At 55.9% G+C, this 13,156-nt stretch carries 15 protein-coding genes; 3 read left to right on the top strand and 12 right to left on the bottom strand.

All coding sequences use genetic code 11. The annotated features are described in order from the left end of the window. Positions 1-233 precede the first annotated feature (233 nt). Positions 234-653, bottom strand: a complete 420-nt coding sequence (locus tag N018_RS28450; protein ID WP_025391098.1) for a hypothetical protein — start codon at positions 651-653, stop codon at positions 234-236. Between the two features lie 73 nt (positions 654-726). Between N018_RS28450 and N018_RS28785 the strand changes: the two genes are divergently transcribed. Together N018_RS28785 and N018_RS28780 are read left to right on the top strand one after the other, a co-directional pair. Further along, the gene (locus tag N018_RS28785) at positions 727-1,011 is read left to right on the top strand and encodes a hypothetical protein (protein WP_025391097.1); all 285 of its coding nucleotides are present in this window, start codon (positions 727-729) and stop codon (positions 1,009-1,011) included. Positions 1,012-1,203: 192 nt separating this feature from the next. Next, complete coding sequence (locus N018_RS28780; protein ID WP_040118650.1) at positions 1,204-1,437, top strand: hypothetical protein; 234 nt, start codon at positions 1,204-1,206, stop codon at positions 1,435-1,437. 202 nt (positions 1,438-1,639) lie between these two features. Here the strand turns inward: N018_RS28780 and N018_RS25530 are convergent, their stop codons facing one another. Further along, entirely contained in the window at positions 1,640-2,365 is a 726-nt protein-coding gene (locus tag N018_RS25530; protein ID WP_025391095.1) for a plasmid mobilization protein, read from the bottom strand. A 343-nt stretch (positions 2,366-2,708) separates the two neighbouring features. Between N018_RS25530 and N018_RS25525 the strand changes: the two genes are divergently transcribed. After that, positions 2,709-3,131, top strand: coding sequence for a hypothetical protein (locus N018_RS25525; protein WP_040118649.1), 423 nt, complete (start codon positions 2,709-2,711; stop codon positions 3,129-3,131). Positions 3,132-3,157: 26 nt separating this feature from the next. Here N018_RS25525 and N018_RS25520 read toward each other — a convergent pair whose 3' ends face one another. The 10 genes from N018_RS25520 to N018_RS25475 all read right to left on the bottom strand — a co-directional run bounded on the left by N018_RS25520 (position 3,158) and on the right by N018_RS25475 (position 13,149). After that, complete coding sequence (locus tag N018_RS25520; RefSeq protein WP_025391094.1) at positions 3,158-3,730, bottom strand: hypothetical protein; 573 nt, start codon at positions 3,728-3,730, stop codon at positions 3,158-3,160. Further along, positions 3,727-4,461, bottom strand: a complete 735-nt coding sequence (stbB, locus tag N018_RS25515) for a StbB family protein (protein ID WP_025391093.1) — start codon at positions 4,459-4,461, stop codon at positions 3,727-3,729. The genes N018_RS25520 and stbB overlap by 4 nt, the downstream gene beginning before the upstream one ends. Positions 4,462-4,766: 305 nt before the next feature. Further along, on the bottom strand, positions 4,767-5,372 hold the full coding sequence (locus N018_RS25510) for a single-stranded DNA-binding protein (RefSeq protein ID WP_025391092.1): 606 nt from the start codon (positions 5,370-5,372) through the stop codon (positions 4,767-4,769). A gap of 27 nt (positions 5,373-5,399) precedes the next feature. Continuing rightward, entirely contained in the window at positions 5,400-5,684 is a 285-nt protein-coding gene (locus N018_RS25505; RefSeq protein ID WP_025391091.1) for a hypothetical protein, read from the bottom strand. Positions 5,685-5,712: 28 nt separating this feature from the next. Beyond that, on the bottom strand, positions 5,713-7,878 hold the full coding sequence (locus N018_RS25500; protein WP_025391090.1) for a type IA DNA topoisomerase: 2,166 nt from the start codon (positions 7,876-7,878) through the stop codon (positions 5,713-5,715). Between the two features lie 27 nt (positions 7,879-7,905). Continuing rightward, complete coding sequence (locus N018_RS25495) at positions 7,906-8,268, bottom strand: TrbM/KikA/MpfK family conjugal transfer protein (RefSeq protein WP_025391089.1); 363 nt, start codon at positions 8,266-8,268, stop codon at positions 7,906-7,908. 39 nt (positions 8,269-8,307) lie between these two features. Further along, entirely contained in the window at positions 8,308-9,960 is a 1,653-nt protein-coding gene (locus N018_RS25490; RefSeq protein ID WP_025391088.1) for a type IV secretory system conjugative DNA transfer family protein, read from the bottom strand. Further along, positions 9,960-10,190: a hypothetical protein gene (locus N018_RS25485; RefSeq protein WP_025391087.1), complete on the bottom strand. Its 231-nt coding sequence runs from the start codon at positions 10,188-10,190 to the stop codon at positions 9,960-9,962. Before N018_RS25485 ends, N018_RS25490 begins: the two co-directional genes overlap by 1 nt. A gap of 86 nt (positions 10,191-10,276) precedes the next feature. Continuing rightward, the gene (locus tag N018_RS25480) at positions 10,277-12,667 is read right to left on the bottom strand and encodes an ATP-binding protein (RefSeq protein ID WP_025391086.1); all 2,391 of its coding nucleotides are present in this window, start codon (positions 12,665-12,667) and stop codon (positions 10,277-10,279) included. A gap of 125 nt (positions 12,668-12,792) precedes the next feature. Continuing rightward, positions 12,793-13,149 (bottom strand): hypothetical protein, encoded by a 357-nt coding sequence (locus N018_RS25475; protein ID WP_010217013.1) that lies wholly within the window; start codon positions 13,147-13,149, stop codon positions 12,793-12,795. Positions 13,150-13,156 lie beyond the last annotated feature (7 nt).

Raw genomic sequence — 13,156 nt, 5'->3', positions numbered from 1 at the left:
AGGGCGGGGCTTGCCCGAACTCCGGGGCCTGCGTCCGGCAGTAGATTGGACAGGCGTTGTCGTCGCAGCCCTCGCCTGGGGCAACTGGCCGGCCACCTGTGGGCGGCTGGATGATCGATAGAACACCAGCGCGTTGTCAGAAGGCCGCTTGAGCGGGTCAAACAGGCGTCGGCCCCGCTCCTCGATGTCAGCGATGGTGGCGACACGGTGGGGGTTCTGGGCATAAGGCGGGACTACACGTCCAGCTCGTACTCGGGTGTTTCGGGGTTTTCCAGCTCCGGCTCGTCGTCGGCCTGTTGTGCCTGCAGGCGTTGCTGTTCCCTTTGTTTCCTGAGAAACGGCGGCAGGTTGGCTTCCTCCTCTTCCTCGCTCAGTTGTGGACCCGGCCCGCCTTCCTCGTCCTCCTGCTGGTACAGATGATCGCAATCCAGAATCTCCTCCTGGTTGCGACTGTCCCACGTGAACGTGTGCATCACTGGGCAGTAACAACGCACCGTCACGGCTTCGGGTCGGTCCGGCTTGCCGGTGATCTGCCACATCGCTGACGGACAGGTCTTGCAAGCCATCGGCAGGTGCCGCAGTGCGTCGCCCTGCAGTTTCAGCAGGACTTCGCTGGTTATCTCTCTGTCGTTGCCAGGTGTGTACGGATTCATAATCATCTCCATGTGCTCGGTAGAAATTGTTTTCGCGCTCGGCCAGTAGCCGAACACGCTCTTCAGGGGAAGCTTGGGAATACTGTTTGCGAAACTTTGGGGTGGCCTTGTTGACGTACTTGATTTCCCTTGCGCGCTGCGGCCAGGCAAGCAAGCGATCCTGGATCACACTGGCTTCAAGCGGCGGCTTTTTCAGTTCACGCCGGACAATGAAGGCATCCTGAAAGATGGTGTCTTTCAGGTTCGTGCCCTTTGCGTCACCCGGCAATTTGACCGAAATGTATTCGTTGTCCTTGCCTTCGTTACGGATGCGCGTTTCACCGTGCTCAGCTACCAGGGCATAAAAATCGGCGCGTGAAGTTACGCCGCGCTCAATGACCTGCTTAACCAGCTGCTGTTTGAACTGGCGGTTCTTGCCGTAAAAGTCGTCGCCCTTGTAACGTGACAAAACACTGGCCGCATCGGTAATGTCCGCACGCACATTCTCACGCGGTGAAGACAGACCGTACTTCTGGTTAATGTGCTCCTGAAAAGCTTCAAAATACTTCTCATGATTCTTATAAACATCGACCGGATTGGCCTCGTTGCCGCTCAGCAGGTTGATACGTGGAATGATGATATGAATGTGAGGCTTGCGGTCAATCACCTCGCCGGTTTTCCTATCAGTGACCGTCTTCATTTTTGGCAAGTGCGCTTCGGCATACAGATTGAACTCTTCAGGCTTGTACGCATGCATAAAGAAGTTCTTGAAGTCGGTCGTCACTGCCTTGAGCAATTCAGGTGACACTGTGTCCTCTTTGAAGCTTAGCGTGAACGTAAGGTAGCGATCTTGGCCATGGTCCGGGATACTTTCGTAGATAGCTCTAGTAACACTGAGCTGCCCCTCAATGATCAAACGATGGTCCAATTCATCACGTGTAAACTCTCGGCCCGACTTGTTACCTTGTTCTAAATACTCCTGCGCCCCGGTGTTATAGCCACTGACTCTAATCAGCATATTCAATACCTGATAATAAAATCGTTTCGATGACCACCAGCGCTTCATACCATTTGTCTCTCACACTGTCGGTGATGAGGCCCCTGTCACTGGCTGATTTAGCGATATAAGCCAACTGCGAAATGTTATTACCGGCTTTATTGACGATGAATACTATTCTTCTCCTAAACCCGGTAAACTCTCTGAATACTGGAGTTGGATTTAAAATCAGCTCTCTAAAAAAGGTTGATGCAGAACAGCCCGCCCGTTTGATCATGTCATCGAACTGGGTCATTTCGTCTTGGGTGAGTCGAAACCGGATGATATGAACTTTTTTGCCAGATACGTTAGGTGAACCACGGTTGCCGTTATGGACTGGCCTTGCCGGTTTTGGCGGGTCAGTCTCGGACAACACGGTGAGCAACAGTTGTTGAATAGCATTCAGCTTATTAAGCCAGTGGAGATACTGCTTTTGATAAACGGTGCCGTTGTAAGGTGCCGAGTTTGCGGAATAGGCAACTCGGTTTAGAGCATGTCCGGACTTTTCGAATACCTGCTGCATCCGCTTTTTATCGATTGCGGACCGCTCGAAGGTAGGCGAACGGCTGATCACCAGGTCACGAAAGAATCGGGCTGGCTTCAGGCCGGATTGAGCTATGTCCTCGGCAAACCGAGCGAACTGTTCGTCCGTGAAACGGCATGACACTGGGCACGACTTGTTCACTTTTTCGGCCACAAGATCACCTCCTGGGGGCACCTGGAATGACGACAACCAACAACGACAACAACAACGCTTTCCCGCTCCGCGGGGTTTCAAAGGGGTATCCCCTTTGGCACGTCGATTGGCTACGAAAAAGGCGAAGCTCTTTTTTGTAGACAATCGGTAACGTGCCTGTTTAGCGATTTCGAGATAGGGGGTCAGCAGGGTGAACCCACGGGTTACATCAGAATTGCATCTGAAATGCTCTGGATTACGTCAGTATTGCTTGGCATTGCGTTTTTCTACATCAGTGTTACGCTCGAATACGACAGATTTACATCAGAATTACATCACTTTGTACGCAGCAAGGGGGCAAATCTTGGCTCAAGAAACCGAAAACCGGCGTGAGGCGTTGGCAGAACTGGCTCAGGACAGCAAAGCCAGGTCGTACACTGCGCAAATCCGCGATCTGTATGACGTGATCGAAAACGCCCTGGATTCAGGGGTAAGCAGAACGGTAATCCACCAAAAACTGGTGGATACTGGACTCGCGATCAGCCTTCGTCACTTTGACCAGGCGCTGTACAGAATCCGTAAAAGCCATAAACGAGCCGGACAGGTTAAACACCCCCTACCTGAAAAAACCGACAGCGCAGCGGTCAGAAATACCACGTTGCCGGATGGCGATAAGACCACGCCCAGGGCCAACATCAGGCAAAGCATGAAGCAGATCAGGGAGGAGGTGGAAAAAACGAACTGGGCCCAAGTCATCAGTGACGCGAACAGAACTTCAAAGCCATGACAGTTAAATAGTTGTTAGCTCAGTGGTTACTGCGCGAACTGTTTTTTAATGGCAGACGGGAGCGTATCAATGACAGCCTGCTGTTTTTTATATTCGTGATAAAACCATCGATTGGTTTCATTCACGTCCTGAGCCTTTATCGCTACCCACCCCATTGCACACACCACCGCGATACACACGGCCACAAATCCTGCCAAAACAATGTAGTTGAACCGTGAGGCCTGGGTATCACGAAAATTGCCGGATAAAGAGCTGACTCGCTTTTCCAAGTCATCGATTTTGATCGCTGCGCGCTGCAAAGCAGGTTCGAACACTCGCTCTAAACTCTGGTGAATGGCCGTGGACATTTCCAAAGCAACGTCCACACCTGCTTTGGCGGCAGTCGCTTGAATGACTTCCTTTGTCGTTTCTTGCAAAAGCAATGCGGTGTCTTCCGCATCCTCTACTGCGTCGGCCACAATATCCAGTGAATCCCTCATCGATAGCTCGAGCAACTGCGGAATTCGTTTTATATCATCATGCAAACGACCTACATCACTCAAAAGCTCAATGATCAGAGCATCACGCGCTGTAGAGGGAATAGTTTCATGTTCACTCATTTGATCACCTCAAGGCCAAACAGAGCAGCGAAAACCCCATCAAGCTTGCGGTTTACTCCTTTACACAAAAGCTTCAGTCCGTACATATCAGACCAACGATCACGCTCTTGTGCGCTAGCCTTTTTGTCCTTAAGAAGTGCTTTGTAATCGGTGTCATCTTCCATGACGCTTTGCATCGAAATACGGTGGATAGACAAGGCATCAAACAGTTCTGATTCGAAAACGGCACATGCAGGATTCAACGTGAAGACACTGGCGCGCTGGTGAAAAGCAAAAATAATCGGAAACTCTGTTTCCACGTCCTTTTTGACACGATTGAACAATACAAGGATCTTTTCAGGGGGTACGCCAAGTGAGGCCAGGCTACTAATCATACTGACCGTTTCTTTTTGCTCCTTGGTGCCTGAAGTGACCGGGATCACGAAGTAGTCGACTTCCTCATGTGCTTCATCAAACTCCTCCAGGTTGGCCATAAAATCTTCAACGTTGGACGCTCCAACATCGATGATTGCCTGATCCTCAAGCATGAGTCGTTTGAACAGCTCGCGGAAAGCATTGCCGCGCAGCTTCTCAACATCCAAGCCAAGGTTCTCAGCCGTTTCGTTGATTGACTCAATGGCATAGAGCGGCGCGCCGCCCATACGTGGCCACAACAGGTTTGCCGCGATGGTAGTTTTGCCAACGGTGCCGGTGTAATTGATGACCACGATTTTCTTTTTGATGAATTTCATCTGGGTAATCCTTGAATAGGGGGGTTCGCACCGGGTAAACACCACCCGGTGTGCTTGATCTAAAATTGTTGATGCCGGGCGGTTTGAACACCAAGGGCGCGGCCCTTGTCATCTCGCAACGGCCGCGTTGACCTCGGGAGCGCGGGGTGGTGAAGCTACCCCACACTCCCAAGGTGAGCCTTTTCTGAAAGAGGTAGCGTCAAGTGTGCGCTGCGCCCGTGCTTCCGTTCGCCGCGACGATAGAGCGCGTCACGACGAGCCGGGAGCGCGGCACCTGACGTGGGCAAGATCGCTGTGTGGGTGGGTCAGACCAGCATCCAGTTGAACCGGTAGGGGTCCATGAACGGGATATTGTCGTCACCGCCGTCAAAATCCCCAGCGGGTTGCGGTGCAGGCGCTTTGGCCTGAGCCTGCTTGCCTGATGCACGTGGCGGTTTTGGTGCGGCTTTGCCTTTGCCGGATGGTTTTTCCGGTGCCGCCTGCTGGGGAGCTTGCTGCCGAGGGGGTTCCTGGTGATCGCTGTCACCGCTGCCCTGGCCGTTCTGGCTGTGTTGGGAGTCGCCCTGTGGACGGCCACCGAGCAGCTGCATGGTGCCTTGCATGTCCACGACGATTTCCGTGGTGTAGCGCTTGATACCGTCCTTTTCCCATTCGCGGGTTTGCAGCTTGCCCTCGATGTAGACCTGCGAACCCTTGCGCAGATATTCGCCGGCAATTTCGGCCACCTTGCCAAACAGCGACACGCGGTGCCATTCGGTCTTTTCGACCTTCTGCCCGCTCTGCTTGTCAGTCCACTGCTCGCTGGTGGCCAGGCTCAGGTTGGTTACCGCAGTGCCGTTGGGCAGGTAACGACAGTCAGGGTCTTGTCCGCATGTGCCTACCAGGATCGCTTTATTGATTCCACGCGCCATGAGTGCGCTCCTTCTTCAATGAGTTCGTTAAGGGGTGTCTTCGTTTGGGTCAAACACGAATATCGTGCTCAGAAGCTCTCGGCCTCGGGCTGTAGACTGCTCAGCTGGGCCCAGCAGCAATGCCGTTGAACCGTCTGCCGACAACTCAAACTCTGCAAAGCAGTTGTCGCAATCCACTGGACGCCAGATCATTTCCCACGCTTTGACGTTGACGATATCCACGGTTGCGGGGGTTTCGCAGTTGGGGCAGTGCGCCGTCATCGTTTCACCGGCTGGCCACTGCGCCCCCTTGGGCTGTTGTTCCTCTGGCATAGCTAAAGCCTTCTTTGGAGAGAGGGGGTCACGCGCGCGTGGGTTTGCGGCTGAATACGAATTCCAGCTTGGCTTCGTGATTGAGCTTCAGGGCCGCTTCAAAGGACTTACCGGTTTTCTTGCTGTGAAAACCTTTCAGCACGCCGGTCTTGCCATTCGTCAGCAGCGCCTCGATCTGGCCGGGCGACAGCATCTTGCCGCTGACTTCCGGATGGAACTTGAAAGCGCAGGCGCGACATCCGATCACTCGCGGGGTGACGGCCAGTTCACCGCCGCACATGGGGCACTGAGCGTTCAGGCTGTCCAATACCGGCTTACCATCGCCTTGCACGTTGCCCAGGTCGATGTTCTGCACCTGGTCTGCAATGAAGGACTCCAGCTCGTCCAGGAACGCGTCGACGGTCAGTTCACCGGCCTCGATCATCTGTTGCTGTTCATGCCAGAGCGCGGTCATGTCCGGCGTGGTCGCAATCGCTGGCAACGCGGCAATGAACTCCAGCCCCAACGCGGTGGGGATCAGTTTTTTCTTCTCTACCGCGTAGAAACCACGCTCCTGCAACTTGGCCAGTACAGCACCACGGGTCGCCGGGGTGCCGATGCCGCCGTTCTCGCCTTTCTTGCCCTGGTCACGGTCGATCAGTAGCTGCTTGATGCGCGGGTCTTTCACATACTTGGCCACGCGCTGCAGATCCTTGAGCAACGTGGCTTCGGTATAAAGCGGCAGGGGCTTGGTCTTTTCCTTGGCCACCGTAATGCCATCGCATACCCCGGCGTCACCGACTTTCATATCCGCCAGAGCATCGAAGGGGCTCGCGACCTCGGCGGCGTCCGACGCGTCTTCGTCTTGCTCGTTTTCTTCAGTGACCTGCGCCGTCCACCCTGGCTGCGTCACTTTGGTGGAGCGCGCAACGAAGGTGTGTCCGTTCACGCCAAAACGCACCTCGGCACTGAGGTAGCGTTTCTCGGGCAAGAACTGCGCGACGTAGCGTTTGACGATGGCCAGGTACACGGCGCGTTCATCGTCACTTAGCTGGGCAATGTCGATCTTCACTGCCGTTGGGATGATCGCGGTGTGCGCCGAGACCTTGCTGTCGTCAAACGCCCGGCTTTTACGTTCCGAATTCACCTCGGTGAACATCCCGGCCAAATCCGGTAGGGCCTGACTTAGCAGGCTCAAGGTCTCCGGAGCCTCGGCAAATTGTTCGTCGGACAGGTAGCTGCAATCGGAACGGTTGTAGGTGATGGCCTTGTACTTCTCGCGCAGCGCCTGGGTCAGGGCTAGGGTTTTCTCGGCATCGATGCTGTGGGTCTTGCTCATGTAGACCTGCAGGTCGAGCAACGCGAACGGCAAGGGTGCCGGGGTTTGCTTCTCCTCCACACGGGCCTCGATCACGTCCGCAGGCTTCATTCGGCACGCGTCGGCTACCTGCGTGGCATACGCCTCGTCGATGATGCGGTTCTTGTCATCGATGGGGGCATCCGCGGCCACCACGAGGCGGGCCTGGGGACGACTGCTACCAAAGGCCAGGCTTGCCGCAACCGTGTAGTAAAACGCACTGGCGTGACCCTTGTTGGCCAGGTAGCGATTCACGATCAGCCCCAGGATCGGAGTCTGCACGCGTCCCACTGACAACACGCTTTTGACGCCCTTGGCCCTACCGGCCAGGGTGCAGGCGCGAGTCATATTGAATCCATACAACTGATCACCGATGCTGCGGGCCAGGGCCTTCTGGAACAGGCCGTAAAACTCGCTGTTGTCGCGAAGGCCGTCCAATGCTTTGCGGGCGGCATTGGCGTTCATGTCGTTGATCAAGATACGTTTGACCGGCGCGGTGTTGCCGAAATGCACCAGGACCTCGTCGACCAGCAACTGGCCTTCGTCGTCCGGGTCACCGGCGTGGACGATTTCCGAGGCGCGACCGATCAGCTGCTGGACCACTTTGAGCTGGTCGCGAGTGCGCGCAATGGGCTGGTACTTGGCCGGGCGCAGCTTCAGGGGCAAGTCGGCCTGAACCCAGTTTTTATAATCGGGGTTGTGAACCTCGGGCGGGGCCAGTTCAAGCAGGTGGCCCACGCACCAGGTGACGATATCGTTGCTGCCGCACTCGAAATAGCCGTCCTTGCGTATAACGGTGCCCAGCGCCTCGGCAATGACCTGGCCCAAGTCGGGCTTTTCCGCAATGAATACTCGCATGGTGTTCTCCTTGTCAGGATCTGGGGCTTAGCCCTGGACCTTGCCGAACTTGTCGTTGATTTTTTGGGTGTAGCTCTGATCAGCATCGGGGCAGCTGTTGAGGTAGTCCTGGCGCGCCGAAGCGGTTTCGCTCCATTTGATATTCCCGTGCTTCTTGACCAGGATGCTGAAGTAGTCCTGCTCAGCGCTTCGGCACTCGCTGCTACCACTATTGCCGGCGAACTTGCCGTAGAGGCAAAGCACGGACTTGCACGGGTCACCGGCGAAGGCTGATCCACTGCCCATCAGGCACACTGCGAACAGCGCGCAGACCCGCGTTTTGCCGCGACCAGGCACGGCGTTGCCAGCGGCCTGACCCTGGCGGTCAGCCGTTTTGCTGTAGGTATTCATGTTTTGCTCCTGCAGGCGCTTGGGTGCGCCGGTGGGGGACTACATCGGTTCCGAGGTGTCGTCAGCCTGCACAGGCTCTGGATCAGGCTCGACCTCAACTGGCTGTGCCTTATCCGCTTCGGCCTGAGCCACTTCGGACGCTTTGTCTTTGGGATTCCAGCGCTGTCGCTGTTCGGCCTGCATGGGCTTGGTGTCTGCCACTGCGACCTTGGATTCGATGGTGCGCACCGGTACGGTGAGCGCATCGATTTTGGAGGCGTCACCGACAGGCAAGGGCGGAGGCGTCATCTTCTGTCGCGCTTTAAACACTTCCTCTTCGAAGTAAATAATCTTGCGCGCCAGGATTTTCATGGGCTCTGTCTGTCGATTGCCTTGGACAAAAATCAGCTGCTTGTCAAAAGGCAACTCGTTCACCTCCTGGGGGAACATCAAGGGGCGGGGTTGCTCGCTGTAACTGTCGGTTTGCCCCCGAGCCCCCACCTCGTGCCTCTGCCTGTTCAACGATTGGTTGTGGACGCGCACGGTCGTGTTACCCAAGCGCCTGCTGTACTCCTCAGCCAGCTTGATATCACCGGGGGCGAACACAATTTCGTTGTGGATCGCCTTCATGATGCCGTTGGCCGCTTCCTCTCCGTAAACGGCACGAATCTGGTCTTTGCCTTGGAAAATCAGGAAAAACCGTAAACCGGCGCCTCGGGTCAGTGCTGGCGCGGTTTCCATGATTTCCATACGGCCCATGATGGCAAATTCGTCCATCATCAGAGCCAGTTGGTACTTGTACCGAAGCGTGCCATCTGCGCAATGCCCGCCTTGCTCAGGCAGCACTTTGGCATTGAGCCGAATCGCCTGGGTGAAAAACAGGTTCATCAGCGGGCCGTACTTCTTCAGGTTTCCTTCCGTAACGCTGAAATAAACTGTGGTCTTTTCCTCGCGCATTTTGGCAAAGTCGATGTCGTCACCTGACACCGCCCAGGCCACCGTCTTTTCGGCATACACCGACAACACGTCACGCACGATATCCACGGTGGTGGACCAACCACTGCTCTTGTTTTTCGAGGCTTCGTACACACCGTTAAGCTCTCGAAGGGTTTCAAAGCTGAGCGCATTAGGGCCGATGCTGCGCAATTCGATGATCTGCTGAGCCCACGTCCCCATCCCGGTACCCAATGAGCCGATTTCGTAGGCCTGGGGCAACGTGAAGGGCATTTCCGGCGTTTCCATCAGGTACAGCAGGATGGATGAAAACACGTTGCCCGCCTTGTTGTACCACTCCTGATTCTTGGGGTTGTCGGAGACGAACAACACGCGAGCCAGGGTACGAATATCACCTAGTCGGTACAGAGGATCGCGGTTGATGGCGCTGTTCGGGTTCCAACGGTGCGTTTCCAGGCGTTCAGGTGAAAAGCGGTAGACCTTCTGCCCGGCAGAAGCCCTGAAGCCCGATGTGATTTCCCAGTTCTCAAATTTCGGATCGTTGACCACCATTGAATCGGGGTAGCTCAACAGGTTGGGGATCACCGCACTGACACCTTTCATGGAACCAGGAGGCGCTGCCAGCATCACGAACTGTTGCCCGTAGCTGGCCAGAAACGAGTCCTCCGTGGGGTGCTTGCCGAGCAAGAACGCGGGATGCTCCTCGATCCGTTCTTGGGGATTGTCCGGGCTGATGGGTTTGGATTTACCTCTGGCCATCAGCGGACACCTGCTCGACGCTCAATCGCCTGGGCGTCGAGGCTTTGTTGCAGGGCGATGGCCACCTGCTGATTGGCCTGGATCTGCCTGACCGATGTGCTGATCTCATTGAGCTGGGTGAGTGCAATACAAATGCCCAGCCAGGCTGCAATGACGAAGACAACGCCCAGCGCAATGGGCAAGGGCAAACCCAGAAAGAGAAAGGGTTTCGATTCTTTTGCTTGTTCCATGGGGAATCTCCTGCAAGGTACTTCTGGACACAGCCCGACACCAGGTGGCAATGGCCGTCTGCGTGGCGGTGCATGGAAAGGATTTTTCAGTCCGTGTTGGCTTGATCGGCGTGACGCCATTCGAGGTAGCTCTCGACTCGCCAAAAACCGGCAGCGGCAGCATTGCGTTCAAGCATCCACCACGTTTCGCCAGGCTCGACCATGCCGTGGTAATCCTTAGCTAACTTACGGCGTGGATCGTCGTCCTGTTCAGCTGCCAATTGCTCCTGATTGAACTGGTCGCTGCGTGCCTGCTCTTCGGCCAACTCCTCTTCGGTGAAATAGTCATAGGGATCATCATCGAAGTCCGGCTGTCCGAACTGGCATTCCCATTCGGTGCGTATCTCTTGCTCATCGCCTCCGGTGGCCAGCAAATGAGCGAGGTAGTTCAGAGCACCGGCTGGAATGTCTGCCAGCGGCATGTCCAGAATCCGTGCGACTTCGGGCTTAGCCTTTTCGATCTGCAACTCAAGCGCTGCGTATTCAGCGTTTTGAGCCTCGCGCTGAGCCTGCAACCGCTCCTTCAACTGCTCGCTGTTCGCCACCTGATCGGCCTTGGCCTGCTCGATGACCCTGTTCCAGTCGGGCGGCGGAGGGCAGACACCCTTGTCGATCAACCCGGCATTGATCCTGCTGAGCAACGCCATGTCCTGCTCTGGCACGGGCGTGCTGACAATCGGGTCCGCAGAGTCGTCCTCGATGGCGTCCGACAAACCGCGTTTCATACGGCCAGTGCCCACACGCCTCACCAGGTGAAGCTCTCCCCAGGCGTTGCCGGTTGCCCTCTTGCCTTCCATTTCCAGGCTCGTGGTGTATTTCATCAACCACTTATGCATAAACCGCTGACGCTCGGGAGCCATGCGCAGGGAAATGTCATGGAAGCGCTGATAGAACGCTTCGTCATGCCCGCATGCCATGCTGTCACCCTGGTGCGCCACCTCGTGTTCGACCAGCCCGAAGATGTAGGCAGCCGTTTTCATGGGATCAGACTTGAGCCGTTGCACGATGGGGCGGTTGATGGCCAGGTAGGTTTTACCATCCGTCCACGCTTCACTGGTGTTTGACTCGCCAAGCAACACATCCAGGCGGTCTTTGCTATGTCGAACGGTGCCATCATTCCAGCGTTCAGCCCCCACACACGCACCGGCGTAGTGTTGCAGGCACCAGCGCAACGCGATCCAGGCCCGGCGTGTTTCTTTGTCCAGCGCCTTTTTCTCATCGACAATCGATGTTCGTTCGACATAAGCCTTCTTGACGGTCGTGAAAGCGGCGCACTGGGGCACCTTCAGGTCACGGAACCAGTGACTGACGGCAGGTCTCGCATTGGCAATCACCCGCTCCAGCACATCTTCAAAATCTTCAACGCTATGGCAACCGAAGCGGTCAAGCGTTTGTGGATGCAGCACCTGGATAATGCGCTGCCCGGCAATACCTTCGCCTTTGGGTATGTCACTGCCCTTTAAAACAACGGTGTAGGTGCCCTTGTGTTCACGAAACGCCTTGTTAATAAAATCCATCAGGGTGATATGCCGTTTGCCTGGCAGCACCGTGATGACTTCTTCATGGCAGAATATTTTGCCCACATCAGCTGCACCGCTGAGCAACGACAGCGCTGATCGCGCTCGACGTGCTTCTGTCTTGCGGCGTCCACCTGACTGCCCCGAGACCTTTTCAGCCAACGGGGCGAATACTTTGGCGATTGCTTTCCAGACCGGGCAGGTCTTGCGCAGTATCTCGCTACGGGAGACGTTGAGTGCGATCGCCCGCTTGGTCACGATCAGGCCTCCAGCCCCCCAGAGGTGCGAGGAATCGTGACGGACCAGCACACCTTGGTTGTAGATCGAAACCGCGCCTTCTTCCTTGGCCCGGTAATAGGCGTATTCGTCTTCAAAGTCCCACTTTTCCGTTGCAGGATCGCGGGTAATGAGACGGCCATTGAGTTCAACGCTGATGCGGGTGTAGCGCACCAGGTCACGAATCTCCTGGACGGCAGACATCAACTCCAAATCGTTGAGCGGTTCGTACCAGGTGCCCTCAATGGAGCAACCCGGTGCACCATGTTCAAGATCGTCCAGCTCGTAGTTGTAGCCCATCGAGCGGGTATCAACGGTCATCTGCCAATCGTTGGAAGCCCAACGTGTTTTGGCGTGCGCCATGATCTGGCCCCGGCCCAGGCGGAACCGGCCATAAGTGGCATCACCTTCCTGGTGCGGTGTGCCAAAGCGTCCGAAGTAACGCAACACGTCATTGCGGCTGGCAAATCCGCGACCATCATCAGCGCAGTGAAAACCCTCTTTGGTCATGGTCAGGCGCAATGCGGTGGCATCGGCGTCTACAGAGTTCATCACCAGCTCGATGATGGCCTTGCCGATCGATCCAGCCTGACTATGGATGATGTGTTGAATGATTTCGGGGTCCAGCTCGAAAGGTAGCAGCACGGTACACCTCATATGGATAAAGCTAGGCACAGCCAAACGCCAGACAGCTGATAGCCGACTGCGTAGCGGTGCACTGGGATGGTTTGAAAATGCGGGAGTATCAGGGGGTGATGCGGGTGCAATGCCTACTTGCTGGTGTTCTTGTATTCGCCTTGGTACTCGAACTGGCGCAGCTCGCGGTTGTTGGCAAAGCGGGCATCACCGTGTAGCGAGGTCTTGGGCTTCAAACGCACGAAAAGGGCCATCAGTGTGATGCCTACTGGCAAGAAGGTGAGGGCAGCCGTCACACACCAAGACCAAGGCACGTACAGCATCCGCCGGTCGTTCCAGGCCAGCTTGCGGGTCTCCCATAGCGTGTCCCAGGCCAAGCCCGCGAAGTGACCTTGGGTCAGGTGCAGATACATAGCCCCCCCTGCGTACAGCCCGATAACGAAGCACACAGCCATCATGAACACGATTGATAGCAAGATTTTCCACCACATGGCGTTC

It is taken from the genome of Pseudomonas syringae CC1557, from assembly GCF_000452705.1.
GTDB lineage: Bacteria > Pseudomonadota > Gammaproteobacteria > Pseudomonadales > Pseudomonadaceae > Aquipseudomonas > Aquipseudomonas syringae_F.
Note: the sequence above shows the minus strand (reverse complement) of the source record. Positions and strands in the feature narration are given on the sequence as shown.

Excerpts from the sequence above, each read along its gene's own strand:
- N018_RS25510 (WP_025391092.1), bottom strand. The coding sequence starts at position 5,372 with ATGGCGCGTGGAATCAATAAAGCGATCCTGGTAGGCACATGCGGACAA.
- N018_RS28450 (WP_025391098.1), bottom strand. The coding sequence starts at position 653 with ATGAATCCGTACACACCTGGCAACGACAGAGAGATAACCAGCGAAGTC.
- N018_RS28780 (WP_040118650.1), top strand. The coding sequence starts at position 1,204 with ATGATTCTTATAAACATCGACCGGATTGGCCTCGTTGCCGCTCAGCAG.
- N018_RS25495 (WP_025391089.1), bottom strand. The coding sequence starts at position 8,268 with ATGAATACCTACAGCAAAACGGCTGACCGCCAGGGTCAGGCCGCTGGC.
- N018_RS25485 (WP_025391087.1), bottom strand. The coding sequence starts at position 10,190 with ATGGAACAAGCAAAAGAATCGAAACCCTTTCTCTTTCTGGGTTTGCCC.
- N018_RS25505 (WP_025391091.1), bottom strand. The coding sequence starts at position 5,684 with ATGCCAGAGGAACAACAGCCCAAGGGGGCGCAGTGGCCAGCCGGTGAA.
- N018_RS25475 (WP_010217013.1), bottom strand. The coding sequence starts at position 13,149 with ATGTGGTGGAAAATCTTGCTATCAATCGTGTTCATGATGGCTGTGTGC.
- N018_RS25500 (WP_025391090.1), bottom strand. The coding sequence starts at position 7,878 with ATGCGAGTATTCATTGCGGAAAAGCCCGACTTGGGCCAGGTCATTGCC.
- N018_RS25490 (WP_025391088.1), bottom strand. The coding sequence starts at position 9,960 with ATGGCCAGAGGTAAATCCAAACCCATCAGCCCGGACAATCCCCAAGAA.
- N018_RS25520 (WP_025391094.1), bottom strand. The coding sequence starts at position 3,730 with ATGAGTGAACATGAAACTATTCCCTCTACAGCGCGTGATGCTCTGATC.
- stbB (WP_025391093.1), bottom strand. The coding sequence starts at position 4,461 with ATGAAATTCATCAAAAAGAAAATCGTGGTCATCAATTACACCGGCACC.